The organism is Bacillus sp. NP247 (assembly GCF_018966865.1).
Taxonomy (GTDB): Bacteria; Bacillota; Bacilli; order Bacillales; family Bacillaceae_G; genus Bacillus_A.
Window position 1 is genome coordinate 1,693,167 of the sequence record NZ_CP076653.1, and the last position, 26,567, is coordinate 1,719,733.

A 26,567-nucleotide genomic window follows, 5' to 3' on the forward strand; every position below is an offset into this window, starting at 1 on the left:
ACGAATCGGATCCTTACTGGACTCAAATAGCGAAAAAAAAAGACCGCCATATTTCGGCAGTCTTAATCGATAAATTCAAATTGATATTCAAGAATTTTTACAATATCTCCGTCTGTTGCACCACGTGCACGAAGGGCTTCATCAATACCCATTCCACGCATTTGACGAGCAAATCGGCGTACAGATTCATCACGTGAGAAGTCTGTCATCTTGAATGTTTTCTCAATGTCATAACCAGAAATAACAAATGTACCATCACTTTCGCGTGTAATTTCAAAATTAGATTCAGATTCAAATTTGTACATTACACTTGCTTCTGATTCTTCTACATCATCGTACATTGGGAATTCTGGTGTTGTTTCTAATAAGTTCGCTACTTCAAATAGTAAGTCACGAACACCTTGTTTCGTTACAGCTGAGATTGGGAAAATTTTTACTTCGTCTCCCAATTTCTCTTTAAATGCTTGTAAGTTTTCTTCTGCATCTGGCATATCCATTTTGTTTGCAACAACAACTTGTGGACGCTCAGTTAAACGCATATTGTATTCTTTTAGTTCATTATTGATTGTGACATAATCTTCATATGGCTCACGTCCTTCTAAACCAGACATATCGATAACGTGCACAATTACACGTGTACGTTCGATATGACGTAAGAATTGGTGTCCAAGTCCAACGCCGGAGTGTGCCCCCTCAATTAGTCCAGGAAGGTCAGCCATAACGAAGCTGCGGTTATCACCAGTTTCAACAACACCAAGATTCGGAACGATTGTTGTAAAGTGATATTCTGCAATTTTCGGACGCGCTGATGATACAACAGATAATAATGTAGATTTACCTACACTTGGGAATCCAACAAGTCCAACATCTGCTAGCACTTTAAGTTCTAGCGTGACATCACGTTCTTGACCTGGTTCCCCGTTCTCAGCGATTTCTGGCGCCGGGTTCGTCGCTGTTGCGAAACGTGAGTTACCACGACCACCACGGCCACCTCTTGCGATTACAGCTGTTTGTTCATGCGTTACTAAATCGGCAAGAATTTCACCTGTTTTTTCATCTTTTACTATTGTTCCTGGTGGAACCTTTACGATTAAATCTTCAGATTTACGGCCGTGCTGACCTTTACTCATTCCGTGCTGACCGCGATCAGCTTTAAAATGACGTTGGTAGCGGAAGTCCATTAATGTACGTAAGCCTTCCTCAACAACAAAAACAACATCTGCACCTTTACCACCGTCGCCACCTGCTGGGCCACCTTTAGGTACATACTTCTCACGACGATACGCAACCATTCCGTTACCACCGTCGCCGCCTTTTACATATATCTTGACCTGATCTACAAACATTATTTCACCACACTTTTTTCGATTAGTTGTAATATAACTGAGACTTCTTCGTCTCGTACTGTATAAGAAATGGAATACCATTTATTGTTTTGGTTCGCAAGCCACGTTTGTAGTTCTTCTACATTCGTTAGCTTTCCACGAAAATCAAAAAAGAAACGAGCATTCTCCGCGTCACATTCAATTGTGATACAAACATAATTTTCAACATATACGTCTAAACTATGCTGAAGCATTAAGAAAAACTGATTCGTCCATGTACATACAGTCTCATCTAGATGAGATAAGTTATGTAATTTCCCTAATACTTCGTACTCCAATAAGCACGGTTGCTGTTTCCAATTATATGTTAAAATCCACTCTGAAAATAAAGGCATTGATAGCCCCATCAGATTGGATTCTTGTCTCGCTTCTTGGACAAAACGATCGATGAGCCTATGAATCTCTTCCACTTTTCCAAGGGAAAGATTTCCTTTAACCATCTGCAAACGATTGAGCCAATCATGTCTTGAGTGGCTCAAAGCATCTATAATTGTCCATTTTTCATTCATTTAGATACCCCTTAATATAGAAAAACTCTAACCTGCACTCAGGTTAGAGTTTTCCGTGAGTTCTTATGCTTCTTGAGCAACAGGATATACGCTCACTTGTTTGCGGTCACGACCAAGACGCTCAAAGCGTACTACGCCGTCAACTTTCGCGTATAAAGTGTCATCGCCACCACGACCAACGTTAACACCTGGATAAATTTTTGTACCGCGTTGACGGTAAAGAATTGAACCACCTGAAACCGTTTGACCATCTGCGCGTTTAGCACCAAGACGTTTTGACTGAGAGTCACGACCGTTCTTTGTACTACCTACACCTTTCTTAGATGCGAAAAACTGAAGATCTAATCTTAACATACGTTACACCTCCTGCACTTTTTCTATTAAACGGATATACTTTCCGTAATCAAGTTCAATCGTCTTAAGCGAAACAACCAATCCTTCTAAAAGTATCTGTGCTTTTTCTGCTGCATGAACGTCTAAATCATTAGGCAATTCATACGTTAAGAATCCACCATCACTTCCAAGTTCAATAGTTGCCTGCACTTTACAAAGTTCTTCCACTGCATTTATAGAACCAAACACGACCGCTGTAGTTCCAGCACAGACAAGGTCTTGTCCATGTGGCGCATAATTGGCATGTCCAGTCATTTTAAATGATTGGATACTTCCTAGTTTCGTGCGACTTATCGTAATCTTAATCATCTTAACCAGAATTAAGCGTTGATAGCTTCAACTACTAGCTTAGTGTAAGGTTGACGATGACCTTGTTTCTTACGATTGTTCTTTTTCGCTTTGTATTTGAAAACGATGATTTTCTTAGCGCGACCTTGTTTTTCAACTTTCGCAGTAACTGTTGCACCTTCTACAACTGGGCTACCAACTTTCACGTTTTCGCCACCAACGAAAAGAACTTTGTCAAAAGTAACAGTTTCACCAGCTTCAACATCTAATTTTTCAATGTAGATTGCTTGACCAGCTTCAACTTTAATTTGTTTTCCACCTGTTTCGATAATTGCGTACATACTTGCACCTCCTCTTAATTACTAAGACTCGCCAAAAACGAGGTAGACATAAAATGTCTTTAGGGAACCTGTCTTGTGCGGTTGTAGCATATAGCAGTTTAGGTGCTATAAACTATAACATAAAGATGTTACCATGAATCATTGACTGTTGTCAATGAATGTTCTGCTAACTATTTTTTCCGTTCTACAATTTCTTTCTTACTTCCAAAACGGATAATAGCGTACTTTTCGATAATATCATCTTTGAAATAAATTTCAAATGGAATATTTTTTTGTAATTCTTTTTGTGAAAAATGTTTTTGCAAAACTTTTGGTGCAGCGATTAATACTGCTTCATCTTCTATATTGCCATATGTAATTAACTCTCTCTCTAGCTCATATGCAATTGTTTCATAAGACATAACATACCCCGTCGCTTTACAAGGTACACATTCTTCTAATAATACGTCACGTAACGAATGTTTCTTACGTTTTCGCGTCATCTCTAAAATACCTAACTCTGTAAACCCAAGCACTCTTGTATATGTGCGATCATCTTGCATAGCAGCTATGAGGCGTTCTCTTACCTTCTCTTTATCTTCCCGTCTTTTCATATTAATAAAATCAATTAATATCATCCCTCCAATATCACGAAGTCTTAATTGACGAGCAATCTCTTCAGCAGCTATTTCATTTGTGCGAAATACGGTATCTTGTAAATTTTGTTTTCCAGTAAATTTACCTGTATTCACATCAATTACAGTCATCGTCTCCATTTGTTCTACAATTAGATAGGCACCATTTGGTAGCCACACAATTTTTTGAAGTGCTTTCTCGATCTCACGATCTATTCCAAAATAGTTAAACATCGAAGATTTTTCATTATAAAAGGATACTCTTTCTTCCCCTACTTTTTCTTCTAATTCTTTTACTATACTTCTCGTATCTACAACTACTTTTTCAATCGTTTCAATTGGGTTCTCCTGAAATACACGATCTAAAAACGTCGCTGGTTGATGAAGTAGTAAGGGCGCCTTCCCTTGACCTTCTTTTCTTTTTAACTCTTCATATGACTGCTGCAACTCTTGCATTTCGGCTTGTATTTCTTCAATTTCTCCTTTTTCAGAAGCAGAACGAAAAATGTATCCACCCGCTCCTTCTACTTCAATTTCGAGTAACTGTTGTCTTCTTTTATTATTTTTTATTTTCCGAGAAACCGCGCGCATGTCATCATACGGCATGTAAACGACATACTTCCCAGTAAATTCTATCTTCGCTGTTAATTTTGGCCCTTTCGTATCAATTGCCTCTTTAACAACTTGTACAAGTATCGCCTGTCCTTCATGTATGCGATATGAAGATGGTACATCATCATACGAAAGATATGCATGTTTTTCTAATCCGATATTTACAAAGGCTGCGTTCATTCCAGCAATTGTTCTTACGATACGCCCAACATAAATATGCCCGACAATCTCCTGCTCTTCATTCCGTTTCCATAAAAGCTCGACAACTTTTTGCTTCTCTTCTATCGCAACACGCTTTTCCGAACCAGTGTAATTAATATATAACGTCTTCAAAATTATTTCCTCACTTTTCACTTCTTTTCCTTACAATATAAAAGGTTAGTGTCGTCGTCAACACTAACCAATTAATTCTTCAACAGATGAGGTTGTTCGTTTTTCAGCAAAATACGCATACAACAATTCATTTTCGTCCAATGTGTAATGCTCTTTATATTTTCCATGGACGATAATAGAGTGTTTATATCCTCTGCGAAATTTTGTGAAAATCGTATATAAATGATCTTCCGTTTTCACCTCAATAGGTGCTATTTTTTCAATATCTCTTTTATTCCCATAATAACGTTCTAATAAAAAACGCATAAATGCGTACCGTCTTTGTTTCCATTCTTGATATAAAGAAATCGCTAGAAAAACGAGTAATACCCACATCATAATGTTATTACTATTCCAAAGTAACTGCCATCCTAATATTACACTAAAAAAAACACATGACAATTTCATCATCTTTTCATGTGCTTGTAAATAGGGAAAACGATATGATAATACATTAAATAATACTTTTCCGCCATCAAGTGGCCAAATAGGTAATAAATTAAACCCTAAAATAATGACATTATTCCACACAAAGAAATGGTACAAATCATCAGTTACCCAGCCTGATTGATACAAAATATAAGCGACCGCAATCATCCATATATGCTGAATTGGCCCCGCCATAACGACAATTAATTCTTCTTTTAATGATTTATTCCCATGTTCCTCCATCTCAACTACGCCACCAAACGGCAAAAGCTGAATTTGTTTAATACGCCAATTATAATACGCTGCGGCAAAAGCATGCCCAAGTTCATGAATGAGAACGATACAAAATAACAATAGTAACTCTTTGAAACGCGCCGTAAAAATACCAATGACAATAATAACCCAAAACAACGGATGCACGGAAATTTTCGTGAAAATATCCCTATATTTAATCAAATGAAATCACCTGAATAGGATCAATAAATTTTTTATTCTTTTTCATCGCAAAATAAAATTTACCGTTTTTATTATTTTCGTCACTATTCACCGTTCCGATTTTTTGTTTTTTCGAAACATAATCATATAACTTCACTGACATATCGTTTAAATTTCCGTACCAAGATTCCGTACCATCAGCATGCTGAATTTGAACTGTATTTCCAAGTTCCTCTTTCTTGCCCGCAAAAACAACTATACCTTCATTTACTGACTCCACCGTTGCATTTGTAGCCGTTTGAACAAATACACCTTGACCATTTTTTTGAAATCCTTGCATCACCTTTCCAGAGGCAGGAATCGCATAATCTTTTTGCTGAATAGCCTCTTCTTTTTTCTCATTTGGAGAAAAGAACACGAGAGGTTTTCCAAACTGTTTTTCATACCATTTCGATATAGTAGCAAATTGAAATTCTTCTTGCATAACTTTTTCTGTCACAGCTCTAGTACCATCAAAAGAAGAAGGTGCGTTCTTAAATAAAATAGCAACCGAAAGAACTAATATTGCTGATAGCAAAACTTTGAAGAGAAAAACTTCTTTTCGAAATAGAGGATGAATTTCCTTCTCCCCCTCTTCAATAAAGACCGTTTCGCTATCAAAATCTCCTCCCGCAAAATACCGCTCTTCCTCCATCCTTTCTTGCTCTGCTTTCCTTTTCGCAATCCGCTTTTTAATTTCTTCCACACGTCTATTCTTCATACTGTCTCCTTTCTTTCGTTAGCCTTATTCAAATAGAAACAGTTATATACAGTTTGTACATATGTATGAGTTAGAGAAGAAAGATATTCATGCGAAGAAAAAAGAAAGCACTCCGCATTTATGCGAAGTGCTTTTAACGGATTCCAAAGAAATTCTTCATCTTTGTAAATACCGATACTTTTTCTTGTTCAAATGCTTGTAATGGTACATTCTCACCTAATAAGCGTCTTGCAATATTACGATAAGCTATTGCTGCTTTCCCACTAGGTTGCAGTGCAACAGGTTCACCTGTATTCGTAGCACGAATAACTTCATCATCATCCTCGACAACCCCAAGAAGCTCGATTGACAGTGTACGTACGATTTCATCAACGTCTAACATATCCTGTTCATGAAGCATATGACTACGCACACGATTAATGACAAGTTTCGGTGGTTCAATATCCTCTTTCTCTAAAAGCCCGATAATACGATCCGCATCACGCATTGAGGATACTTCTGGTGTTGTTACAACGATTGCTTTATCCGCACCTGCTACTGCATTTTTAAATCCCTGCTCAATCCCCGCAGGACAATCAATTAATATGTAATCATAATCTTGACGTAATACTTGTATTAATTCATCCATTTGTTCAGGTGTTACCGCTGATTTATCGCTCGTTTGTGCTGCAGGTAATAAATAAAGATCATCAAAACGCTTATCTTTAATAAGAGCCTGAGGTAAACGACAACGCCCTTCAACGACATCAACAAGATCAAATACAATACGATTTTCCAGCCCCATTACTACGTCTAAATTGCGTAAACCGATATCTGTATCAATTAAACACACTTTTTTTCCAGATAACGCAAGGGCTGTACCAATGTTCGCAGACGTTGTAGTTTTACCTACTCCGCCTTTTCCAGATGTAATTACTATTGCCTCTCCCACAGCTATACAATTCCCCTTTCTAACTTTGTTAAATTAGGTCTAAGATGAGTGAGAAGTTGCAGGCGATCGACAACAATGTGATTGTTCTCATTAATGTACGCACATTCTGCCGCCTCTGCTCCGTCTTCTTTCTCTTCCGGAGCCCGCATTGTCACATCACTAATTCGGAGTTGCATAGGGGTCATAATAGATGCAGCAATAACAGCTTCTGAATCTCCATCATACCCCGCATGTGCAATTCCTCTTAATGATCCCACGACAAAAATATTCCCCCCAGCGATAACCGTTCCGCCTGGATTAACATCTCCAATTAATAATAAATTGCCTTTTACATGTAACACTTGTCCAGAGCGAACAATTTTGGAAATAGGGACAATTTCTGTTTCTTCTTTCCAAGCTATTGCTTCTGCTTTTGTTATAACATCACTTTCGATTGATTCTACAACAAGGTTCTTCTTATTCCGAATTAACGTACGAATCCCTTCTTGTTGTACTTCTGTTAAATAGCGATTTCCTACTTTAACACGCACTTCAATTAAAGAACGTCCGTCACCGTCATAGTAATGTGTAGAAAGCTTTTCATCCAATTCTTTTAGTAGTTCAGAGAATGAACAGCAATCATCTAAATGAAGCGTTATTCCATCTTTTGTCCCTTTTATCGTTACATTGTGTTGCTTTTTTTCTTCCACTAAAGTTCACCCCACCGATTCAATTCGACATAAAATTAGAAAATCCTTTTTTCTTTTTCTTCCATCGCTTTTGAAAGACGCACTAAATATCGTCTCAGTGGGAAACAAACTATTAATAAGAAAATTCCATTTAGCAATAAAGTAGCAAGGAGACGATCTGTGAAAAAGACAGATGCTGACATGTGAGTACGTCCTAACAAAGTTAAAAATCCATACACATAATACTCTAATGCTGCAATGCCAGCCAGTACGATAGAAGCAACAATAAATAAATTCAATTGTAATACCTTCATCACACTATAAACTAAATAAGCTAAAATCGGATAAGCAAATATATATATACCGACAAGTTCTGTGTATACGGTATCAAATAAGAAACCAAATAATAGTCCGTAGTAAATCCCTTGAGCCGGACTATAGTACACTGTAATAAAACATAACACAATTATAAAGAAATGAGGTGCTGCTATACTGCCTTTCCAAAAGACATCTGTCGGAACAACAGTAGAAAACATATTTTCAAATAAAAAAACAAAAAGGAGCAAAAGAGGAAGAGCTGCTCTTTTTAAAACCTTCATCATCTCTTCTCTCCCTCCTATTCTAACGGCGCTGTAGGCATATCACGTTTTGCAACTATAATATGCTCTACATCATTTAAATCAGCGGATGGTTTTACATAAGCTGTTTTTGTTAAACCGTACGGATCTGGCTGAACATCAACAATTTTCCCAATCGCAAGACCTTTCGGGAAGATATCACCAAGTCCAGATGTTACAACTATTTGATCTTTTTCTACCTTTGCATCAGAGCTAATCTTTGTGAAAAGAAGTAATTGTTTTTCTTTATCGTAACCTTCAATCAATCCAAAGATATTTTCTTGTCCTTGTACAATAGCAGAAACACGGTTTGTTCGGCTCATCGAACTTAACAACTCTACTGACGATGTAAACTGAGATACACTTTTTACGCGTCCAACTAAACCTTTCGGAGTTACAACAGCCATATCTTTTTTGATCCCTTGCTGTGCACCTTTATCAATTCCAACTAGATCGTACCATTTATCGGGATTACGAGAAACAACTGTAGCTTGCACTTCCGTATAATCACCAGGTAACTGTTCTTTACCAGATAATTCTCGTAGCTTTCTATTCTCATCCTCTAAATTTTTCACTACTATAGATAAATTTGCGGTAGTATCTAATTTTGCTTTCAGCTTTTTATTCTCTTCATACGTGCGCTTTACATCTTCTACGTTTTCGAAGAATCCCGCAACATAATTCGCTGGCTTTTGGAATACACGTTCTACAACACCGACAGTATCTTTTATAAACTGCTCTGGCCATGATAAACTGTTCCGTTCTTTCAATGAGATTCCAATCAATGCCACGAGAAGAATAATACTAACTAACAAAACAATTAATCTTTTGTTTAAGAAAAACTGTGGCACTTTCACACCCTCTTAATTTTACAGATTTTTATTTTGCCATATTATCGAGCAGCAGTTTTGAAAAGATCGATATTGTCTAATGCTTTACCCGTTCCAATTGCTACGCAATCTAATGGGTCTTCTGCAACAAGAACTGGCATATTTGTTTCTTCACTAATAACTTTATCTAAGTTACGTAATAATGCCCCACCACCTGTTAATACGATACCACGGTCCATAATATCTGCCGCTAATTCAGGTGGAGTTTTCTCTAACGTATTTTTAACTGATTCTACAATCGCATCTACTGTATCTTTTAATGCATCTGCAATTTCTTCTGGTTGAATTAGTACTGTTTTTGGTAAACCACTTACTAAATCACGACCGCGAATTTCCATAGGCTCGATACCTTCTGGCTCGCCTGCAGAACCGATTTCTAATTTTAATGCTTCAGCTGTTCTTTCACCGATCATTAAGTTATAGCTTTTCTTAATGTACTGAATGATTGAATCATCCATATCATCACCAGCAACACGAACTGATTGACTTGTTACAATACCACCTAAAGAAATAATTGCAACTTCTGTTGTACCACCACCGATATCAACAACCATACTACCAGTCGGCTCCCAAACAGGTAAGTTTGCGCCAATTGCTGCTGCAAATGGCTCTTCGATTGGATAAGCATCACGAGCACCAGCTTGACGAGTCGCATCGATTACTGCACGTCTTTCTACAGCTGTAATACCAGATGGTACACATACCATTACGTATGGTTTACGTGAGAAGAATCCATTTGATTTTTGAGCTTGTTGAATGTAGTATTTCATCATTGTTGCTGTTGTTTCGTAATCAGCAATTACACCATCTTTCATAGGGCGAAGTGCCACTACGTTACCTGGTGTACGACCAATCATTTGTTTTGCATCGCTACCTACCGCAACGATTTGTTTCGTATCAGTTTGTAATGCTACTACTGAAGGTTCACGTAAAACTACACCTTTTCCTTTCACATATACAAGCGTGTTCGCTGTTCCTAAGTCTATTCCAAGATCGCGAGTAAATCCACCAAATCCAAACATATCATTTATCTTCCCTTCTTATTTTCACGGACTCATTTTTCTTACTTTATATTTATAAAAACAGTACGTTTTTTTATATCTGCATCCTTTTTGTAGATAATTTTCTACAAAAAACTCATAAGTCACATTATAAAACAAAATAAGTAAAAAGAATAGTCTTAAATATGACCTTTCTCCTTTAAACTCACGAATTTATGGTCACCTATTATGATATGATCAAGTACTTCAATTCCGATAATTCGACCACATTCTACTAATCGTTTTGTAACTTCAATATCTTCACGGCTCGGCGCCGGATCTCCTGAGGGATGGTTATGAAGACATATAATAGAGGCTGCTGCCCGACGGAACGCTTCTTTAAAAACTTCCCTTGGGTGCACAATCGACGTATTTAAACTTCCAATAAAAATCGTTTGCCTATGTATAACTTGATTTTTCGTATTCAAATATAAACAAACAAAATGCTCCTGTTGCAAAAAACGCATCTCTTCCATCATATAACTCGCACAATCTTCTGGACTTCGAATACTGTATCTATTTTGATATTCTAAACGTACCATTCTTCTACCCAATTCAAAAGCAGCCATAAGCTGCGACGCCTTTGCAATTCCAACACCATGAATGCTCATCATCTCTTCTAACGTTGCATCCTTTAACATTCGTAAGCCGTCAAAATGATGTAGAATATTATCCGATAACGTTAACACCGTTTCTTCTTTAGAACCCGTTCTGAGTAAAACTGCAAGAAGTTCTCGATTCGATAAACTTCCTGCTCCTTCTAACAATAAACGCTCCCGTGGCTGTTCTTCTCTCACAACATCACGAATACCGTTCATCTCTCCACCCCTTTTACGATTTCTCCTAAAGAAAACCCCATGCAATTTTACGCATGGGTTACATCGCTATCAAACTGTTTTAATTCACGGACAAGACGCGCAATTGGTAAGCCAACTACACTGTAGTAGTCCCCTTGAATATGTTGAACAAAAATAGACCCTTTACCTTGAATTCCATAGCTTCCTGCTTTATCAAGTGGTTCCTTCGTTGCAACGTATACGTCTATTTCCTCTTCTGTTAATTCCCAAAATGTTACTTCTGTACGTTCATAAAAAGTTGCCGTTTTTTCTTTCGATATAATTGCAACACCTGTGTATACTTCGTGTGTTTTCCCTGATAATAATTGTAGCATTTCTTTCGCCTCAAGCTCATTAGACGGCTTTCCAAGAATACGCGAATCATATGTAACAATTGTATCTGCACCTAGTACAACGTGATCACTATGATTTTCTGCCACAGCAGATGCTTTTTGCAAAGCAAGCGACATAACAATATCAGAAGGTGATGAATATGCACCAATCGTCTCTTCTACTTCACTAATAACGATTTCAAATGGCACATCAGCTAATTCAAGCAGTTCCTTCCTCCTAGGTGATCCTGAAGCTAAAATAATTTTCCTCATATTTTCTCCTTCCCTTCTCACATGAAGCAGAATAATTCAAATCAATCGTATCAAAGGAATAGTTTCCCCACAAATTCTAGAAATATCATTTTCTCTAGACAAAATAATAGTTCTGTTTAAATACGATTATATTCTGCCCATACAGAAAGCACTTTGCTCTAAATTCAAAAGAAAAGAAAGAAGTATATGTACTTCTTTCCCCTTCATCTTATTATCTTATTCTTTTACTTTTTGTGAAACCATTTTTTCGTACGAAAGTAATCCATCAATAATAACTTGATTTAATTTAGCTACAGATTCCTTATCGCTCTTTCCTTCCTTAATCGTTTGCACCGCTACTGACGTATACGTATAAAGCTTCTTCGCATCTTCACGCTTCATACTCTTGCCTTCCTGTTCAATAGCTTTCCACTCTTTTTGAATCGCTTCTACATCTTTGGGATTACTTTTTCCACTAGTTTGTACGCTGGACACATATTTTACTAAATGAGTATATAATGGCTGCACTTTCGCTAAAAACCCTCCCACTTCTTTATCCGTTTTGAGCAATGCTTTATCTGTAATATCCCAATTTTTTTTCAAAACTGAAACACCATCTTGCTTATACTGATCTATTAATTGATTAACAGCCTGTTCATCGCTCGTAATAGCAACAACTAAAGCATACTTATCGCCACTCGGTTTCAAAGTAGCCACGCCCCCATTACTTTTCCACTCTTCAATAGCAGCCTGTCCTTTTTCCTCCGAGGAATAAAGCCCTCCTTGAACGAAAAATAGTTTCATCGGGTCTAATGACGTTCCTACCTGTGCTTTTGGTTTTTCCTCTTTTGGTGCTACTGTTTGTTCTGCCGTTCCTCCCACCTTTGGTTCTTCATTCCCCGTCTGCTTCAAAGCTGTTACTTCGCTTTCCCCTGTCGTCCCTTGTCCTTTAAGTAGATGCAGCATTCCCATTCCAAACGCCGTACCAATAATAATTGCAGTTGCAACGATTGCAATTAATGTATTACTCCACTTCTTTCGATATTTTTCCATAGATACTGATTTCGCTTTTTGAAACGGAACGACATTTTTCGGTCTCTCACTTTCTGCTACCATCCAGTCAAACTCATCCTTCTTTTTTTCCTCATACTTCGCTTCTGTTCCATTTACTTTCACCGAGATTGTTCGTGATTGCTTGTCCATACACTCACACCTCACCTCTTGTCGTTGTCCGCATCATATCATATTCATTCCACAAAAAAACGAGATATTTGTCAGAGGAATTCGTCAAATAACCCTATATTATTATCTTATATGTATGCATTTGACTTCATTTGTAGAACAAAAAACTAGATAGCAAAGACTATCTAGTTTTTCTCGCGAATATATTTTCTAACTTCGGAAATGAAATACAAAGAACCCGTTATAATAAAGACATCATGTTCTCCTATCATTTCAACCTTTGTATCAATTGCCTCTTTCCAATCTTCAAAAACTAATTTTGACTCTTGTTGTGAATACGATGCAAGCTTGTCAGCAGAAATGGCACGATCAAAGGCAAACGTCGTAAATATTATTTCATCAGCAACTTTTTCTAATTGCCCTACCATGTTATGTAACTGTTTGTCACCAAGAGCAGTAAATAAAATTATTACATTCTTCTTTTTATAATGTGCCTCTACTGTTGTTACAAGACTTTCAATACCTTCTGGATTATGAGCACCATCTATTATAATATCTGGATTGCTTTGTAACTTTTCAAATCGACCAATCCAGTAGGCTTCTTGTAAACCAGCTTTCATTTCCTCTTCATTAATTAAAAATGATAAATATGTTTTTAAATACATTACTGCCATAAGTGCTAGCGCTGCATTGCCTACTTGATGAATACCTTTCATTGAAATCTGAACATTTTCAAACGAGGCGAATGGACATGCAAAATCAAAATGTTCCCCATCTTCATTAGAATGTTTATGTAACGTTGTAAACTGTTTTCCAAGTTCATATAAGCTTGCATGATTTTCCTTAGCAACCTTTTGAATTACTTGTAATGCTTCTTCATTTTTCACACCAGTAATAACTGGAACACCAGACTTAATAATTCCTGCCTTTTCATATGCAATTTCTCCTAGTGTATTGCCTAAAATATGCATATGATCGTGACCGATGTTCGTAATAATCGTGAGAACCGGATGAATAACATTTGTAGAATCAAATCTTCCCCCAAGCCCCGTTTCAAATAAAACAACATCACAGAAATTAATTTTACCGAAATAACAAATTGCCATTACTGTAATGATTTCAAACTCAGTCGCTTCTCCTAAGTCCGTCTCATCTAATTTTTCAACGACTGGCTTTACCATATTTACAAGTTCCGCAATCTCTTCATCTGCAATCGGTATCCCGTTTACACTAATACGTTCATTGAATGTTTCTATATAAGGCGATGTAAACGTTCCTACTTTATATTTCGCGCCTTCTAACATGTAGCGCATATATGTTAAAGTTGAACCTTTTCCATTTGTACCGGCAAGATGAACACATTTTATATGACGCTCTGGATTTCCGAGTTCTTCCAACATCCATTGCATTCTTTCTAGTCCTGGTTTTATCCCAAATTTCAATCGGCTATGAATCCAGCTTATCGCTTCTTCGTATGTATGTATCACGTTTGCTATTCCCCTTTCAAAAGACAAACTTCTTAATTCTATTATACGCAAAGAAAAGAGACTCACCAATATAGTGAGTCTCTGAAAAACATTTTTATTTTTCAAGGTCAGCTAGACGTTGACGAACCGCTTCGCGTTTTTCTAGATAATCTTGCTCTTTCGCACGCTCTCCGTCAATAACTTCTGCAGGAGCTTTCGCTACGAATCCTTGGTTTGAAAGTTTCTTCTGTACACGCTCTACTTCTTTATCGAACTTCTCAAGTTCTTTTTCAAGACGTGCTTTCTCTTCATCAAGATTGATAAGATCAGCTAATGGTAAGAATAACTCTGCACCTGATACGATTGCAGTCATCGCTTTTTCTGGCGCTTGTAAATCAATCTTAATTGTTAGTTCACTTGGGTTACAGAAACGCTCAATGTAAGAACTGTTTTTCGTAAGCTGAGCTAGTACTGCCTCGTCTTTTGCTTTAATTTGCATTTGAACTTTTTTGCTCATTGGTGTATTTACTTCCGCACGGATGTTACGAACAGAGCGAATGATATCAACTAGAAGGTGCATTTCTGCTGCCGCTTCTTTATCTTGTAAATCTTCACGAACTGTTGGCCATGCCGCTACTGTAATAGACTCGCCTTCATGCGGTAAATGCTGCCAAATTTTCTCTGTTACAAATGGCATGAATGGGTGTAATAGACGCATCGTTTGGTCTAATACGTAAGCTAAAATAGAACGAGTTGTTTTCTTAGCTGCTTCATCTTCACCGTATAGTGGCAGTTTCGCCATCTCAATGTACCAGTCACAGAAATCATCCCAAATGAAGTTGTATAATGAACGACCAGCTTCACCGAACTCATATTTATCCATGTTACGTGTTACACTTTCGATTGTTTCGTTTAAGCGAGTTAAAATCCACTTATCTGCAACTGATTTTTCACCAGTTAAATCGATTTCTTCATACTTCATGTCATCCATGTTCATTAATACGAAACGTGATGCATTCCAAATTTTATTAATGAAGTTCCAAGTAGATTCTACTTTTTCCATGCTGAAACGTAAATCTTGACCTGGTGCACTTCCTGTTGATAAGAAGTAACGCATTGCATCTGCACCGTACTTCTCGATAACATCCATCGGATCAATACCGTTACCAAGAGATTTACTCATTTTACGCCCTTGCTCATCACGAACTAAACCGTGAATTAATACATCTTTAAATGGACGCTCTCCTGTAAACTCTAAACCTTGGAAAATCATACGAGATACCCAGAAGAAGATGATGTCATAACCAGTTACTAAAGCATCTGTTGAATAGAACTTTTTAAAGTCTGCTGCATCTTCATTCGGCCAGCCAAGTGTTGAGAACGGCCATAACGCTGAACTGAACCATGTATCAAGTACGTCATTATCTTGATTCCAGTTTTCAATATCTGCTGGTGCTTCTGTACCTACGTATACTTCACCAGTTTCTTTATGATACCAAGCTGGGATGCGGTGTCCCCACCATAATTGACGAGAAATACACCAGTCATGAATGTTTTCCATCCAGCGTAAGTATGTGTTTTCAAAACGCTCTGGTACGAACGTTACTTTTTCTTCTTCTTTTTGTTGAAGTGCTACTGCTTTTTCTGCAAGTGGAGCCATTTTTACGAACCATTGTGTTGATAAGTAAGGCTCAACTACTGCACCGCTACGCTCACTATGACCCACTGAATGCATATGAGGCTCGATTTCTACTAATACGCCAGCCTCTTGTAAGTCTTTCACTAACGCTTTACGGCATTCGAAACGATCCATACCGTTATACTTACCAGCTTTTTCGTTCATCGATCCATCTTCATTCATTACTAAAATGCGTGGTAAGTCATGACGGTTACCTACTTCAAAGTCATTCGGGTCATGAGCTGGTGTAATTTTTACAACACCTGTTCCGAAGTCTTTTTCTACGTACTCATCAGCAATAATCGGAATCTCACGGCCTACGATTGGAAGTGTAACTGTTTTTCCGATTAAATGTTTGTAACGATCATCTTCTGGATGAACCGCTACCGCTGTATCACCAAGCATCGTTTCTGGACGAGTAGTAGCAAGGCGAATGTGACCTGAACCGTCTGTTAACGGATAGTTCATATGGTAGAATGCACCTTGAACTTCTTTATGAATTACTTCAATATCAGAAAGAGCCGTGCGTGTTGCTGGGTCCCAGTTGATGATATACTCACCGCGGTAAATTAAGCCTTTTTCGTATAATTGAACGAATACTTTATTAACTGCATCAGATAAACCTTCGTCTAATGTGAAACGTTCACGAGAATAGTCTAGTCCTAAACCAACTTTTCCCCATTGTTGACGAATGTGAGAAGCGTACTCTTCTTTCCACTCCCAAGCTTTTTCAAGGAATTTCTCACGGCCAAGATCGTAACGTGAAATACCTTCTTCACGAAGCTTCCCTTCTACTTTCGCTTGTGTTGCGATACCAGCATGGTCCATTCCTGGAAGCCATAATACATCGTATCCTTGCATACGCTTCGTACGAGTTAAAATATCTTGAAGAGTTGTATCCCAAGCATGACCTAAGTGTAACTTACCAGTTACGTTCGGAGGTGGAATTACAATTGTATACGGTTGTTTCTTCTCGTCTCCTGTTGCTTCGAAATATTTGCCTTCAAGCCACCACTTATAAAGGCCTTCTTCAACGGACATATGATCATATTTAGTTGGTAAATTATTTTCCGTGTTTGACATTATTTTCCCTCCTTAAAATGAAAAATGTCCCTCATCCAAAAAAGGACGAGGGACATCGCGGTACCACCTTTATTTACAAACAAATTCAGAATTTGCTTATACTCTTAATTTGATAACGGACAAATCCGTCTTTTCCTAATGAGAACTATTCCGTTCAGAAAAGATGCTCCAGGGCTACCTTCTAACATAACTATCTAGAGAATCTCCCAGCTAATGATTCTCCTCTCTGAAGACGTTTCATGTTATACTCTTCCCCTTCAAGGCATTTATATGATTGTTAATTATTATATACAATAGTGTAAAAAACGAAACCTTATTCGTCAAGATAAATTTGAAACTGCGACCTTTATCTCTTTATGGAACTAATAAAAAGAAGATAAGCAGGGTTCTCCCTACTTACCTTCTTTATCCCGCTATTTGCGGGCAGTAAGAACCCCACCGGCTGAAGCAAAGAAGTTAGGTGGGAGCCCTGCTGTCCGTAAACGCCCGATTGATGAGGGCTAATAATCAGCGGGGGATGAACCCCCCCCACTGATTTAAGTTTCACTTTATCCGTTCCCTTGCTGGGCAGCTTGTAATTGTGAAAGGAAATATTCTGTATTACTAACGAGCCAATGCGATTGCTGTAGGCTTTTCACTCCGCGAAGCTCATTATCTTCATTACGACTCTTTCTTCTTTTCGTATATGACTGAATTTGCCGAATAAAATGCGACGGGTACGTCATATACGCAAACATAAGAAGTTGCTCCTCTTTCGTAAATGGAAAATTTTTTTGGTACATTTGATACCATTCAAAGCGGTCACTCCGCGCAATTGGATATGTGTTTAAAGATCTTGAATAAAAGCTGACGATATCCTGTACCGGTGTAGCAAACCGAGACTTTTCTAAACTAATAAAATAACCGTTTCGTTCATAATCAAATAAAAAGTGATTGAGCGATACATTTCCATGAACGAAAGTAGTACGTGTTTTTTCCTTTTCTTTCATTGCATCATGCCATTCACTTAATTGTTTCGTTGCGAACTCACGCGCTCTCATAACATGGTGATAATACGTACAATATTGTAATTCAAATGGTGACATATACCACTTCGCTTCAGATTCTACAAGAAACTCTTCTAATATCTCACCATCATTTTCCCAGCGGTCGGATATATTTGTATAATGTTTTTCTAAATCTTCTTCTGTATAAGTCTCCTCTTTCACCGTTTTTTGATGCAACGTCCCGAGCGTTTGAAACATCTTATGGTATTGATCATTATCTTCGCCATTTCCTTCCGCACGTTCTAACCAAGGCATTAAATAATAACTATACGTCCCATCACTTAAAACATAATTCCCGTCCGTCGTATGATAGATAGGTACATAATTCGAAAAACCTTTCTCCTTCAAATATTGAATATGGTGCAAAAAATTATTCCGCTCTAATTTTCTATCTTGTATTTTCTTTAACGCATACGGACCTTGATTCGTATAAATTTTCATTACACTTCCGTGCTCTTCTATATGCTGAGTGTCCAATCTATATTGCCTGACAATGGGTTCATAGCGATTTCGTAATTCAATATCCATACGAATAACCCTTTCTTATTCAAAACATAGCTTCTAGGAAAAGAAAAGAGGTGAGTGAAAAAACTCACTCACTTATTTCGCCTTTGCTTTTGAAACAGGAATATATATAATTTGCCCTGTAGTTAAATATATATCTTCTGATTGATTTACACGATATAAGTTTTGTATAGTCGTTTCATAACGTTCTGCAACAGATTCAATTGTATCTCCTTCTTGTACGAAGTACATTCTTAACTTCGTAAATTCTTCTTCTGGTTCTTTCGTAAATAATTTCGTTAAATAAAGTGCGTTTTCATCTCGCTGTGAATATGCTTCTTCCTCTGGCTCTTCCTGCTTTTTCGCTTTTTCTTTCTTGAAATTTTTTCGCCCGAACAATTCAAATTGTGGCGTCGTTTCTTTCTCCTCTTCACGCCCCGCAAATTCATGTTCTTCTAATTCCTCTTCCTCTATTTCTTGCTCTTTTCTTTCTTCTAGCTGGAACGGTTCAAATGCATAATCTTCCCATCCATCTGATTCTTTATAGGCTGGTACTTCTTCGTACTGCGTGGGTCTATTTTCATTCTCTTCAGCTGAATCACCCTCTAACTCGGCATACACCGTCTCTTCCTCTTCATCCTCGGTTCTTTCCTCGTCACATAAACCTGTAATAGATATATCCGCTAATAGTTGTAAGCAACCATTTTCCTTTAATTCATAATCAAATTCCTCAATTGATACATATAATTCTTCAATTACTTTCACTCGATTTCTTGGAATTGATATTTCGAGCGGAAAGGAATGGACAAGCTCATTAACCCCGTCTTCCCTTGTTTCTACATAATCAATTGCCTTTGCTGGTGATAGCTCTCGTAATGAATAAGCTGAATCATCTTGCCGTGCAACATACTCTCCCGTTAAATCTAATTGCCCTCTCACGATAACTTCATGATCGAGCTCCTCTATCTCAACGTCTGGATCTAACGAAATTGACAAAAGTTCTTCGACTTCCTGTCCCTTTTGGAACCAAACAGATTCTTTTAACGAAAATCGTAATGAATGATCTGTTGCCACTTCTTTTCCCCCTCCCAAACTATATGTCATTACAGATTTATGTTCCCTAAGGCTACTTTATGAATAAAAAAAATCGCTCCCCTAATGGAAAGCGATTTTCTCTAAGAAATTATGCTTTTAATTTTGACATTGCAATTTCGGCCGCCGCAATTGTCGCCTCAATATCTGCATCACTATGTGCTGTCGATAAGAATAAACCTTCAAATTGAGAAGGTGGTAAAAATACACCTTGTTCTACCATTTCACGATAGTAAGCTGCAAAGAATTCTAAGTTTGAAGATTTTGCTGCATCATAATTAATAACCTGCTCATCTGTAAAGAAAATGCCAATCATAGAACCTGCACGATTAATGTGATGCGGGATATTATGCTTTTCAGCTGCCTTACGTAGTCCAGACTCTAACATTTCTGCTTTACGCTCAAATTCCACATATGATTCTGGCGTTAACTGCACTAGCGTTTCATAACCTGCTGTCATTGCAAGTGGATTACCCGATAATGTTCCGGCTTGATAAATCGGTCCGCTTGGTGCAACTTGACGCATAATTTCTGCTTTACCACCGTATGCTCCTACCGGCAAGCCACCACCTATTACTTTACCTAAACAAGTTAAGTCAGGAGTTACGCCGTAGTAACCTTGTCCACAATTATACGCAACACGGAATCCTGTCATTACTTCATCAAAAATAAGTAGTGCACCGTTTTTCTCTGTCACTTCACGAAGTCCTTCTAAAAATCCTGGTTGCGGGGGAACAACACCCATATTCCCTGCCACTGGTTCTACAATTATACAAGCGATGTCATCACCGAATTGTTCGAAAGCATATTTTACACTTTCTAAATCGTTGTACGCTACTGTAATCGTATTTTTCGCTACACCCTCTGGTACACCAGGGCTATCTGGTAAACCTAGCGTCGCTACACCCGAACCTGCTTTAATCAATAAAGAATCACCATGGCCGTGATAACAACCAATGAATTTCAAAATTTTGTTACGTCCAGTGTAACCACGAGCTAAACGCAATGCACTCATTGTCGCCTCTGTTCCAGAGTTAACCATACGCACAATCTCAATTGATGGTACACGCTCAATAACAAGCTGCGCTAATTTATTTTCAATTTCTGTTGGTGCACCAAAGCTTGTTCCTTTTTCAGCAACAGCTTTTAAAGCCTCAACAACACGATCGTTCGCATGACCATGGATTAAAGGTCCCCACGATAATACGTAATCGATGTATTCATTCCCATCGATATCATATACTTTAGAGCCTTTTCCGCGCTCCATAAACAGCGGATTCATACCAACAGACTTAAAAGCACGAACAGGGCTATTTACGCCTCCAGGCATTAAATCTTGAGCCTCTTCAAACGCCGCAATCGACTTATCAAACTTTTTCATTATTTAGCGCCCCCTTCTTGTAACCATCTTGCTGCATCTTTCGCATGATACGTAATAATTAAGTCTGCTCCTGCACGTTTCATGCTAATCAATTTTTCAAGCACAACTTCTTTTTCATTAATCCAACCATTTTGCGCTGCCGCTTTAATCATTGAATATTCACCACTTACGTTGTAAGCAACGATTGGTAAATTAAAGTTATTTTTCACATCACGAATGATATCTAAGTAAGAAAGAGCTGGCTTTACAATTAAGAAATCAGCACCTTCCATTACATCTGATTCTGCTTCACGGAATGCTTCCATACGGTTCGCCGGGTCCATTTGATATGTTTTACGGTCACCAAACTGCGGTGCACCATGTGCAGCATCACGGAACGGTCCATAAAATGCTGATGAATATTTCACAGCGTACGACATAACTGGTACGTGTCCAAAACCATTTTCATCTAACGCATGGCGAATTGCTGTTACGAATCCGTCCATCATGTTTGATGGCGCAATAATGTCCGCTCCTGCTTTCGCTTGACTTACAGCTGTTTTCGCAAGAACTGCAAGAGACTCGTCATTTAAAATAATACCATCTTCAATTACACCGCAATGACCATGGCTTGTGAATTGACATAAACATGTATCCGCAACTACTACTAACTCAGGGAACTCACCTTTAATTTGCTTAATGGCACGCTGTACAATTCCATGATCACAATATGCTGATGATCCAACTTCATCCTTTTCAGCAGGTAAACCAAATACAATAACAGAACGAATACCTAAATCAACAACCTCTTGTATTTCAGCTTGCAATAAATCTAAAGACATTTGATATACGCCTGGCATAGAAGGAACTTCATTACGAACATTCTCTCCTTCTAATACAAAAATAGGGTAAATAAAATCTTCCGTATGTAAAAACGTTTCACGCACAAGCGCACGCATGCCCCCGCTTTGTCTTAAGCGACGATGACGATTAAATTGTAAAGAGTTCATAGATTTCTATCCCCATTCTTTTATTTTATCCCGCATTAACGGGCAGTAAGACCCCCACCTCAAAATTCGGCTGGAGTAAAGAAGTTAGGCGGGAGATCAACTGCCCGTAAACGCCCGATTGGTTCAACTAATAATCAGTGGGGGATGAACAAAACCCCCACTGATTAAAGTTTCACTTTATATATTCACAAATGCATTGTAGTAATGCTTCTACAGTGTACTCTTTCGGCACAATAACATGTGGAAAATAAAGGAGCGCCTCTTTTTCCGTAATAGGCCCTATACAAGCAATTGTACATTTTTTTGTCCATTCTCTCCAGTTTGTGCCCTCAAGTAAACGAACAAAACTATCAACAGTTGAAGGGCTCGTAAATGTAATAATATTTACTTCCCCTAATTTCAATGCTGCTATAAGTTCTTGTTTTTTCTCTACATTCACCTTCGTACCATATACGATTAGCTCATCTAGAAAAACACCAAACTCCCTAAGTTTAACCGGGATTACATCTCTTGCTAAATTCCCTTTCGGAAATAAAATACGCTCGTTTCCACTTAATTCTTTTAGAAACTCTTCGGCAAATGCTTCTGCAACAAATGAGGTCGGAACAAAATGAACTTGATAGCCCCTTTTTTCTAACTCTAATTTTGTTTTCACGCCTACCGCAGCGATTTTAATAGTTAATGGCATTTTCTTTTTCAAATCATCTAGAAAAAAAGCTACACCATTTTTACTCGTAAAAATAACCCAGTCATACGAATGTAGTTGCCTTGTTATACGTTGAATTCGCCTATGAGATGTGCCTTCCATACGCAAAAGCGGAATTTCCAATGGAATTCCGCTCCTTTCTTTCACTGCTACACTCATTTGTTTCGCTTGATGCTGGGCACGTGTAATCAATACTATTTTGCCAGCGAGAGCATCCATATTTATTGTTGCTCCTTATTTGCAGCAAGGATGAGCTCTTTCGCTCCTTGTTTAATTAAACGGTCCGCAGCCTCTAATCCAACTTGCTTCGGATCATTGCCTACTACTATCTCTTTCAATAAAACAGAGCCGTCCATAGAACCGACAAGTGCTGTTAATTCGATTGCATCATCCTTTGTAAGAGTTGCATACCCAGCAATTGGAACTTGGCATCCACCTTCAAGTTTATGAAGAAATACTCGCTCCGCTGCCACTGTTCTTTCTGTTACTGCATCATTCATATGCGATAACAACTGAAGTAAATCCTTATCATCCTCACGACATTCAATCGCTAATGCACCTTGTCCTACGGCTGGTACACATAACGTTTCATCTAAATGTTCTGTAATAACTTCTCCGTCCCAGCCCATTCTCTGTAATCCAGCTGTCGCTAAAATAATTGCATCGTAATCTTCATCTTTTAACTTACGTAAGCGGGTATCGATATTCCCGCGAATCCATTTCACTTGTAAATCTGGTCTCGCAGCTAGTAATTGTGCACTACGTCTCAAACTACTCGTCCCTAAGATCGCGCCTTCTTCTAAGTCTTTAAACGATTCTCCGTTTTTAGAAATAAAAGCATCACGAGGGTCAACGCGCTTTGGTGTACAACCAATCGTTAATCCATCTGGAAGTACAGCTGGCATATCTTTCATACTATGTACAGCCATATCAATTTCTTTCGTAAGTAACGCGTGTTCAATTTCCTTTACAAATAAACCTTTTCCGCCTACTTTTGAAAGAGTAACATCTAAAATAACATCACCTTTTGTGACAATTTCTTTCACTTCAAATTCATATGGTAAACCAAGCGCTTTTAATTGATCAATAAACCAATTAGTTTGTGTTAATGCTAGTTTACTCTTTCGTGAACCTACAATAATTTTGCGCATAATTCTCTCTCCTCATTATAAATACCAAAAGTGGAAATTAGATAAACTGCTTAATAGAAAAATGTTAACTAGCATTACGAGAAATGCCCCGATATTCCACTGCACAATTTTCTTACCTTGCAACACATCTGCCGCTCGTAAATATAAGCCCACGCAATATACAAATAGAACGACAAAGGACCCGATTACCTTCGTATCATACCAATGGAAATTATCCAATTTTGTATATCCCCATATGCATCCTAATATAATTGCTAATAAGAAAAACGGAACAGAAAATAAATTTAATCCGTAAGACATAGATTCAAGCTTCGGCAAATTCCCTAATCTTCTTAATCTCGCATTCCACTTTTTCTTTTTTAATAGACGATATTGCAATAAATACATAATAGAAAAAATAAACGATACAGTAAATGTTGCATAAGAAATAATCGCCATACCGACATGCACGTATACAAGTTCTGAAACTAATTGCTCTGCAAGTACTGGCGACATCTTTCCGAGCGGTGTAAAAATAGAAAAAGCGCTTACGCCAAATGCTACAACATTTGTAAAAAAAACTAAAAAGTCAATGCGCATAAATCGATTAATGACTAATGACATCGTAATCAATAACCAAACATAAAAATAAATCCCTGACAATAAAGTTAAAATAGGATTCGTTTCTGAATCTGTAGCCCTCAGCAACATAAAGATAGACTGCAATACCCATACAATCGAAAGTAACCAAAAAGCAAATCGGTTCGCCTTTCGGTTACTTTGAAAATAATCTATAAAATATAAACTAATGCTACAAGCATATAAAATAATTGCAATATGATAAATAATACTGTTATTTAAAAAACTCATCCGATCATCCTTCCAAGTTATAAAGATGGAACGGATGGTGTCCACGCTCTTTTATGTTCTACTTCTTCCGTATTTCCCGCTTCTTCCACTTCTAAATCAAAAATCTTCGCAAATAAAGCTAATTTTTCGTCGGCTCCCTCTTCAACAGCTAGTTCTTTAGCTACTAAAATTGGGTCTTTTAACAATTGATTAATAATACTTTTCGTATGTTTACTAATTACTTTTTTCTCACGATCACTAAGGTTTGGTATTTTTCGCTCAAGACTTTCCATCGTATCACTTTGAATTGCTAGCGCTTTATCACGAAGAGCCGATATTAACGGCACAACACCAAGCGTACTTAACCACGTTTTAAATAAAACCATTTCCTCTTCAATCATAAATTGAATTTTCTCTGCTTCTTTTAAACGTTCAGCACGGTTTGCTTCAACTACACCTTGCAGATCGTCGATATCATATAAGAAAGAGCCTTCTAATTCATCAATCGCAGGATCAATATCACGTGGTACTGCAATATCAACCATAAATAACGGACGACCAGAGCGCATTCTCTCTACTTTTGTCATCATTTCTTTCGTAATAACATATTCTGATGCACCCGTTGAACTAATTAAAATATCCGCTTCTAATAATGCACATTGCAATTCACTTAAAGGCTTTGCATGTCCCATATATTTCTCAGCCATCACTTCCGCTTTCGTAAGCGTCCTATTCATAACTGTTACTTTACGAGCTCCACTTCCGTATAAGTTTTGCAGTGCAAGTTCACCCATCTTACCCGCACCAAGAATAAGTACATGACAATCTGTTAAATCGCCAAATATTTTCTTTCCGAGCTCAACAGCAGCATAACTAACAGACATCGCACTTTCACCAATCGTTGTTTCTGAGTGCGCACGTTTTGCTAACGTAACCACTTGCTTAAACAACTCATTAAAAATTGTACCTGTCGCTTTTACTTGTTGTGCTTCTAAAAAGCTATCTTTTATTTGACCTAAAATTTGTGTCTCTCCAACAACCATAGAATCTAAACCGCACGTTACGCGGAATAAATGATCTATTGCGCCATCTTGTTCAAAAATAGACAAGTATGGTGCGACTTCTTCTATTTCAAGCTGAAACCAATCAGCTAAAAACTTCTTAATGTAATACCGTCCCGTGTGTAATTGATCGACAACAGCGTAAATCTCAGTGCGATTACAAGTTGATACAATGACATTTTCTAGCACGCTCTTTTGGTTTTGTAATGTAGTCATTGCTTGCTCTAGCTCTGCTGCCTGAAATGTGAGTTTCTCACGAAATTCTACAGGGGCTGTTCGATAATTTACACTAACAACAAGAATATGCACGCAGCATGTCCCCCTTCACCCGTTTTATCACTTTATCTACTATCATAATACAACTTTCCTCTTATGAATCTGACAATCGTGTGAACAACTGATTATTTTTTATTTATTCTCCATATGTAATAAAGGAGCTTCAGTAAGATTAATAAAGAACTCTCTACTTTATAATAATTATAAAATAATAACTCTATTTGTACGTTACCAAAAAAAGTCCTCATAATCAAGTGATGGAAACTATTCCATATTAATTATAACATCATCTTTTCTATCTTCTTTCATCATGAAGGAAAATATGTATGATTGTTCCAAAATATAGTACACACTTTCTCAATACAATGTATTTGACATTGTGTTTCTTTTTCGTTATATTGATTTTACAAAATTAAATTG

At 37.6% G+C, this 26,567-nt stretch carries 26 protein-coding genes and 2 other annotated features; all 26 genes read right to left on the reverse strand.

Annotated features, from left to right (window positions below; genetic code table 11):
* Positions 1-62: 62 nt before the first annotated feature.
* Positions 63-1,346 (reverse strand): GTPase ObgE, encoded by a 1,284-nt coding sequence (gene obgE / locus KPL75_RS08920; RefSeq protein ID WP_002015378.1) that lies wholly within the window; start codon positions 1,344-1,346, stop codon positions 63-65.
* Positions 1,346-1,894, reverse strand: a complete 549-nt coding sequence (locus tag KPL75_RS08925) for a sporulation initiation phosphotransferase B (protein ID WP_002145594.1) — start codon at positions 1,892-1,894, stop codon at positions 1,346-1,348. Before KPL75_RS08925 ends, obgE begins: the two co-directional genes overlap by 1 nt.
* Before the next feature lie 63 nt (positions 1,895-1,957).
* Positions 1,958-2,248 (reverse strand): 50S ribosomal protein L27, encoded by a 291-nt coding sequence (gene rpmA, locus KPL75_RS08930; protein ID WP_000944957.1) that lies wholly within the window; start codon positions 2,246-2,248, stop codon positions 1,958-1,960.
* Between the two features lie 3 nt (positions 2,249-2,251).
* Positions 2,252-2,596: a ribosomal-processing cysteine protease Prp gene (locus tag KPL75_RS08935; RefSeq protein WP_070144990.1), complete on the reverse strand. Its 345-nt coding sequence runs from the start codon at positions 2,594-2,596 to the stop codon at positions 2,252-2,254.
* Between the two features lie 11 nt (positions 2,597-2,607).
* Positions 2,608-2,916, reverse strand: coding sequence for a 50S ribosomal protein L21 (rplU, locus tag KPL75_RS08940; RefSeq protein WP_000270907.1), 309 nt, complete (start codon positions 2,914-2,916; stop codon positions 2,608-2,610).
* 14 nt (positions 2,917-2,930) lie between these two features.
* Positions 2,931-3,009: a sequence feature (ribosomal protein L21 leader region), on the reverse strand.
* Positions 3,010-3,086: 77 nt separating this feature from the next.
* Positions 3,087-4,475, reverse strand: a complete 1,389-nt coding sequence (locus KPL75_RS08945) for an Rne/Rng family ribonuclease (protein ID WP_219920397.1) — start codon at positions 4,473-4,475, stop codon at positions 3,087-3,089.
* A gap of 63 nt (positions 4,476-4,538) precedes the next feature.
* The gene (locus tag KPL75_RS08950) at positions 4,539-5,399 is read right to left on the reverse strand and encodes a M50 family metallopeptidase (protein ID WP_219920398.1); all 861 of its coding nucleotides are present in this window, start codon (positions 5,397-5,399) and stop codon (positions 4,539-4,541) included.
* Positions 5,392-6,138, reverse strand: a complete 747-nt coding sequence (locus KPL75_RS08955; RefSeq protein ID WP_070144992.1) for a M23 family metallopeptidase — start codon at positions 6,136-6,138, stop codon at positions 5,392-5,394. Before KPL75_RS08955 ends, KPL75_RS08950 begins: the two co-directional genes overlap by 8 nt.
* A gap of 133 nt (positions 6,139-6,271) precedes the next feature.
* Positions 6,272-7,069: a septum site-determining protein MinD gene (gene minD / locus KPL75_RS08960; protein WP_000503308.1), complete on the reverse strand. Its 798-nt coding sequence runs from the start codon at positions 7,067-7,069 to the stop codon at positions 6,272-6,274.
* 2 nt (positions 7,070-7,071) lie between these two features.
* Positions 7,072-7,758, reverse strand: a complete 687-nt coding sequence (gene minC, locus KPL75_RS08965) for a septum site-determining protein MinC (RefSeq protein WP_219920399.1) — start codon at positions 7,756-7,758, stop codon at positions 7,072-7,074.
* 35 nt (positions 7,759-7,793) lie between these two features.
* Positions 7,794-8,339 carry a rod shape-determining protein MreD gene (gene mreD, locus KPL75_RS08970; protein ID WP_219920400.1) on the reverse strand — a complete coding sequence of 182 codons (546 nt, stop codon included), beginning with the start codon at positions 8,337-8,339 and terminating at the stop codon, positions 7,794-7,796.
* 14 nt (positions 8,340-8,353) lie between these two features.
* Complete coding sequence (gene mreC, locus KPL75_RS08975) at positions 8,354-9,205, reverse strand: rod shape-determining protein MreC (RefSeq protein WP_219920401.1); 852 nt, start codon at positions 9,203-9,205, stop codon at positions 8,354-8,356.
* A 41-nt stretch (positions 9,206-9,246) separates the two neighbouring features.
* Entirely contained in the window at positions 9,247-10,266 is a 1,020-nt protein-coding gene (mreB, locus tag KPL75_RS08980; protein WP_000466737.1) for a cell shape-determining protein MreB, read from the reverse strand.
* 158 nt (positions 10,267-10,424) lie between these two features.
* On the reverse strand, positions 10,425-11,102 hold the full coding sequence (gene radC / locus KPL75_RS08985) for a DNA repair protein RadC (RefSeq protein WP_002015368.1): 678 nt from the start codon (positions 11,100-11,102) through the stop codon (positions 10,425-10,427).
* A 47-nt stretch (positions 11,103-11,149) separates the two neighbouring features.
* Positions 11,150-11,725, reverse strand: a complete 576-nt coding sequence (locus KPL75_RS08990) for a Maf family protein (RefSeq protein ID WP_219920402.1) — start codon at positions 11,723-11,725, stop codon at positions 11,150-11,152.
* A gap of 216 nt (positions 11,726-11,941) precedes the next feature.
* Positions 11,942-12,907, reverse strand: a complete 966-nt coding sequence (locus KPL75_RS08995; RefSeq protein ID WP_219920403.1) for a stage II sporulation protein B — start codon at positions 12,905-12,907, stop codon at positions 11,942-11,944.
* Positions 12,908-13,071: 164 nt separating this feature from the next.
* A complete protein-coding gene (locus KPL75_RS09000) occupies positions 13,072-14,373 on the reverse strand; it encodes a bifunctional folylpolyglutamate synthase/dihydrofolate synthase (RefSeq protein WP_219920404.1) in 1,302 nt (433 codons plus the stop codon).
* 94 nt (positions 14,374-14,467) lie between these two features.
* The gene (locus KPL75_RS09005; protein ID WP_219920405.1) at positions 14,468-17,113 is read right to left on the reverse strand and encodes a valine--tRNA ligase; all 2,646 of its coding nucleotides are present in this window, start codon (positions 17,111-17,113) and stop codon (positions 14,468-14,470) included.
* A 38-nt stretch (positions 17,114-17,151) separates the two neighbouring features.
* Positions 17,152-17,383 (reverse strand) — a binding site (T-box leader).
* Positions 17,384-17,661: 278 nt separating this feature from the next.
* The gene (gene ysxE, locus KPL75_RS09010) at positions 17,662-18,687 is read right to left on the reverse strand and encodes a spore coat protein YsxE (protein ID WP_219920406.1); all 1,026 of its coding nucleotides are present in this window, start codon (positions 18,685-18,687) and stop codon (positions 17,662-17,664) included.
* Positions 18,688-18,759: 72 nt separating this feature from the next.
* Entirely contained in the window at positions 18,760-19,767 is a 1,008-nt protein-coding gene (gene spoVID / locus KPL75_RS09015) for a stage VI sporulation protein D (protein ID WP_219920407.1), read from the reverse strand.
* A gap of 79 nt (positions 19,768-19,846) precedes the next feature.
* Positions 19,847-21,136 (reverse strand): glutamate-1-semialdehyde 2,1-aminomutase, encoded by a 1,290-nt coding sequence (hemL, locus tag KPL75_RS09020; RefSeq protein ID WP_219920408.1) that lies wholly within the window; start codon positions 21,134-21,136, stop codon positions 19,847-19,849.
* On the reverse strand, positions 21,136-22,125 hold the full coding sequence (gene hemB / locus KPL75_RS09025; protein WP_219920409.1) for a porphobilinogen synthase: 990 nt from the start codon (positions 22,123-22,125) through the stop codon (positions 21,136-21,138). The genes hemL and hemB overlap by 1 nt, the downstream gene beginning before the upstream one ends.
* A gap of 172 nt (positions 22,126-22,297) precedes the next feature.
* Positions 22,298-23,050, reverse strand: a complete 753-nt coding sequence (gene hemD / locus KPL75_RS09030) for a uroporphyrinogen-III synthase (protein ID WP_219920410.1) — start codon at positions 23,048-23,050, stop codon at positions 22,298-22,300.
* A 2-nt stretch (positions 23,051-23,052) separates the two neighbouring features.
* On the reverse strand, positions 23,053-23,982 hold the full coding sequence (hemC, locus tag KPL75_RS09035; protein ID WP_219920411.1) for a hydroxymethylbilane synthase: 930 nt from the start codon (positions 23,980-23,982) through the stop codon (positions 23,053-23,055).
* Between the two features lie 15 nt (positions 23,983-23,997).
* Positions 23,998-24,831, reverse strand: coding sequence for a cytochrome c biogenesis protein (locus tag KPL75_RS09040; RefSeq protein WP_002015354.1), 834 nt, complete (start codon positions 24,829-24,831; stop codon positions 23,998-24,000).
* 17 nt (positions 24,832-24,848) lie between these two features.
* Complete coding sequence (hemA, locus tag KPL75_RS09045) at positions 24,849-26,180, reverse strand: glutamyl-tRNA reductase (RefSeq protein WP_219920412.1); 1,332 nt, start codon at positions 26,178-26,180, stop codon at positions 24,849-24,851.
* Positions 26,181-26,567 lie beyond the last annotated feature (387 nt).

What these genes read in the sequence shown, in the direction of transcription:
- obgE (WP_002015378.1), bottom strand. Translation starts at nt 1,346, where the DNA reads ATGTTTGTAGATCAGGTCAAGATATATGTAAAAGGCGGCGACGGTGGT.
- KPL75_RS08925 (WP_002145594.1), bottom strand. Translation starts at nt 1,894, where the DNA reads ATGAATGAAAAATGGACAATTATAGATGCTTTGAGCCACTCAAGACAT.
- rpmA (WP_000944957.1), bottom strand. Translation starts at nt 2,248, where the DNA reads ATGTTAAGATTAGATCTTCAGTTTTTCGCATCTAAGAAAGGTGTAGGT.
- KPL75_RS08935 (WP_070144990.1), bottom strand. Translation starts at nt 2,596, where the DNA reads ATGATTAAGATTACGATAAGTCGCACGAAACTAGGAAGTATCCAATCA.
- rplU (WP_000270907.1), bottom strand. Translation starts at nt 2,916, where the DNA reads ATGTACGCAATTATCGAAACAGGTGGAAAACAAATTAAAGTTGAAGCT.
- KPL75_RS08955 (WP_070144992.1), bottom strand. Translation starts at nt 6,138, where the DNA reads ATGAAGAATAGACGTGTGGAAGAAATTAAAAAGCGGATTGCGAAAAGG.
- mreD (WP_219920400.1), bottom strand. Translation starts at nt 8,339, where the DNA reads ATGATGAAGGTTTTAAAAAGAGCAGCTCTTCCTCTTTTGCTCCTTTTT.
- mreB (WP_000466737.1), bottom strand. Translation starts at nt 10,266, where the DNA reads ATGTTTGGATTTGGTGGATTTACTCGCGATCTTGGAATAGACTTAGGA.
- radC (WP_002015368.1), bottom strand. Translation starts at nt 11,102, where the DNA reads ATGAACGGTATTCGTGATGTTGTGAGAGAAGAACAGCCACGGGAGCGT.
- KPL75_RS08990 (WP_219920402.1), bottom strand. Translation starts at nt 11,725, where the DNA reads ATGAGGAAAATTATTTTAGCTTCAGGATCACCTAGGAGGAAGGAACTG.
- KPL75_RS08995 (WP_219920403.1), bottom strand. Translation starts at nt 12,907, where the DNA reads ATGGACAAGCAATCACGAACAATCTCGGTGAAAGTAAATGGAACAGAA.
- KPL75_RS09005 (WP_219920405.1), bottom strand. Translation starts at nt 17,113, where the DNA reads ATGTCAAACACGGAAAATAATTTACCAACTAAATATGATCATATGTCC.
- ysxE (WP_219920406.1), bottom strand. Translation starts at nt 18,687, where the DNA reads ATGGATATTGAATTACGAAATCGCTATGAACCCATTGTCAGGCAATAT.
- spoVID (WP_219920407.1), bottom strand. Translation starts at nt 19,767, where the DNA reads ATGACATATAGTTTGGGAGGGGGAAAAGAAGTGGCAACAGATCATTCA.
- hemL (WP_219920408.1), bottom strand. Translation starts at nt 21,136, where the DNA reads ATGAAAAAGTTTGATAAGTCGATTGCGGCGTTTGAAGAGGCTCAAGAT.
- hemB (WP_219920409.1), bottom strand. Translation starts at nt 22,125, where the DNA reads ATGAACTCTTTACAATTTAATCGTCATCGTCGCTTAAGACAAAGCGGG.
- hemD (WP_219920410.1), bottom strand. Translation starts at nt 23,050, where the DNA reads ATGGATGCTCTCGCTGGCAAAATAGTATTGATTACACGTGCCCAGCAT.
- hemC (WP_219920411.1), bottom strand. Translation starts at nt 23,982, where the DNA reads ATGCGCAAAATTATTGTAGGTTCACGAAAGAGTAAACTAGCATTAACA.
- KPL75_RS09040 (WP_002015354.1), bottom strand. Translation starts at nt 24,831, where the DNA reads ATGAGTTTTTTAAATAACAGTATTATTTATCATATTGCAATTATTTTA.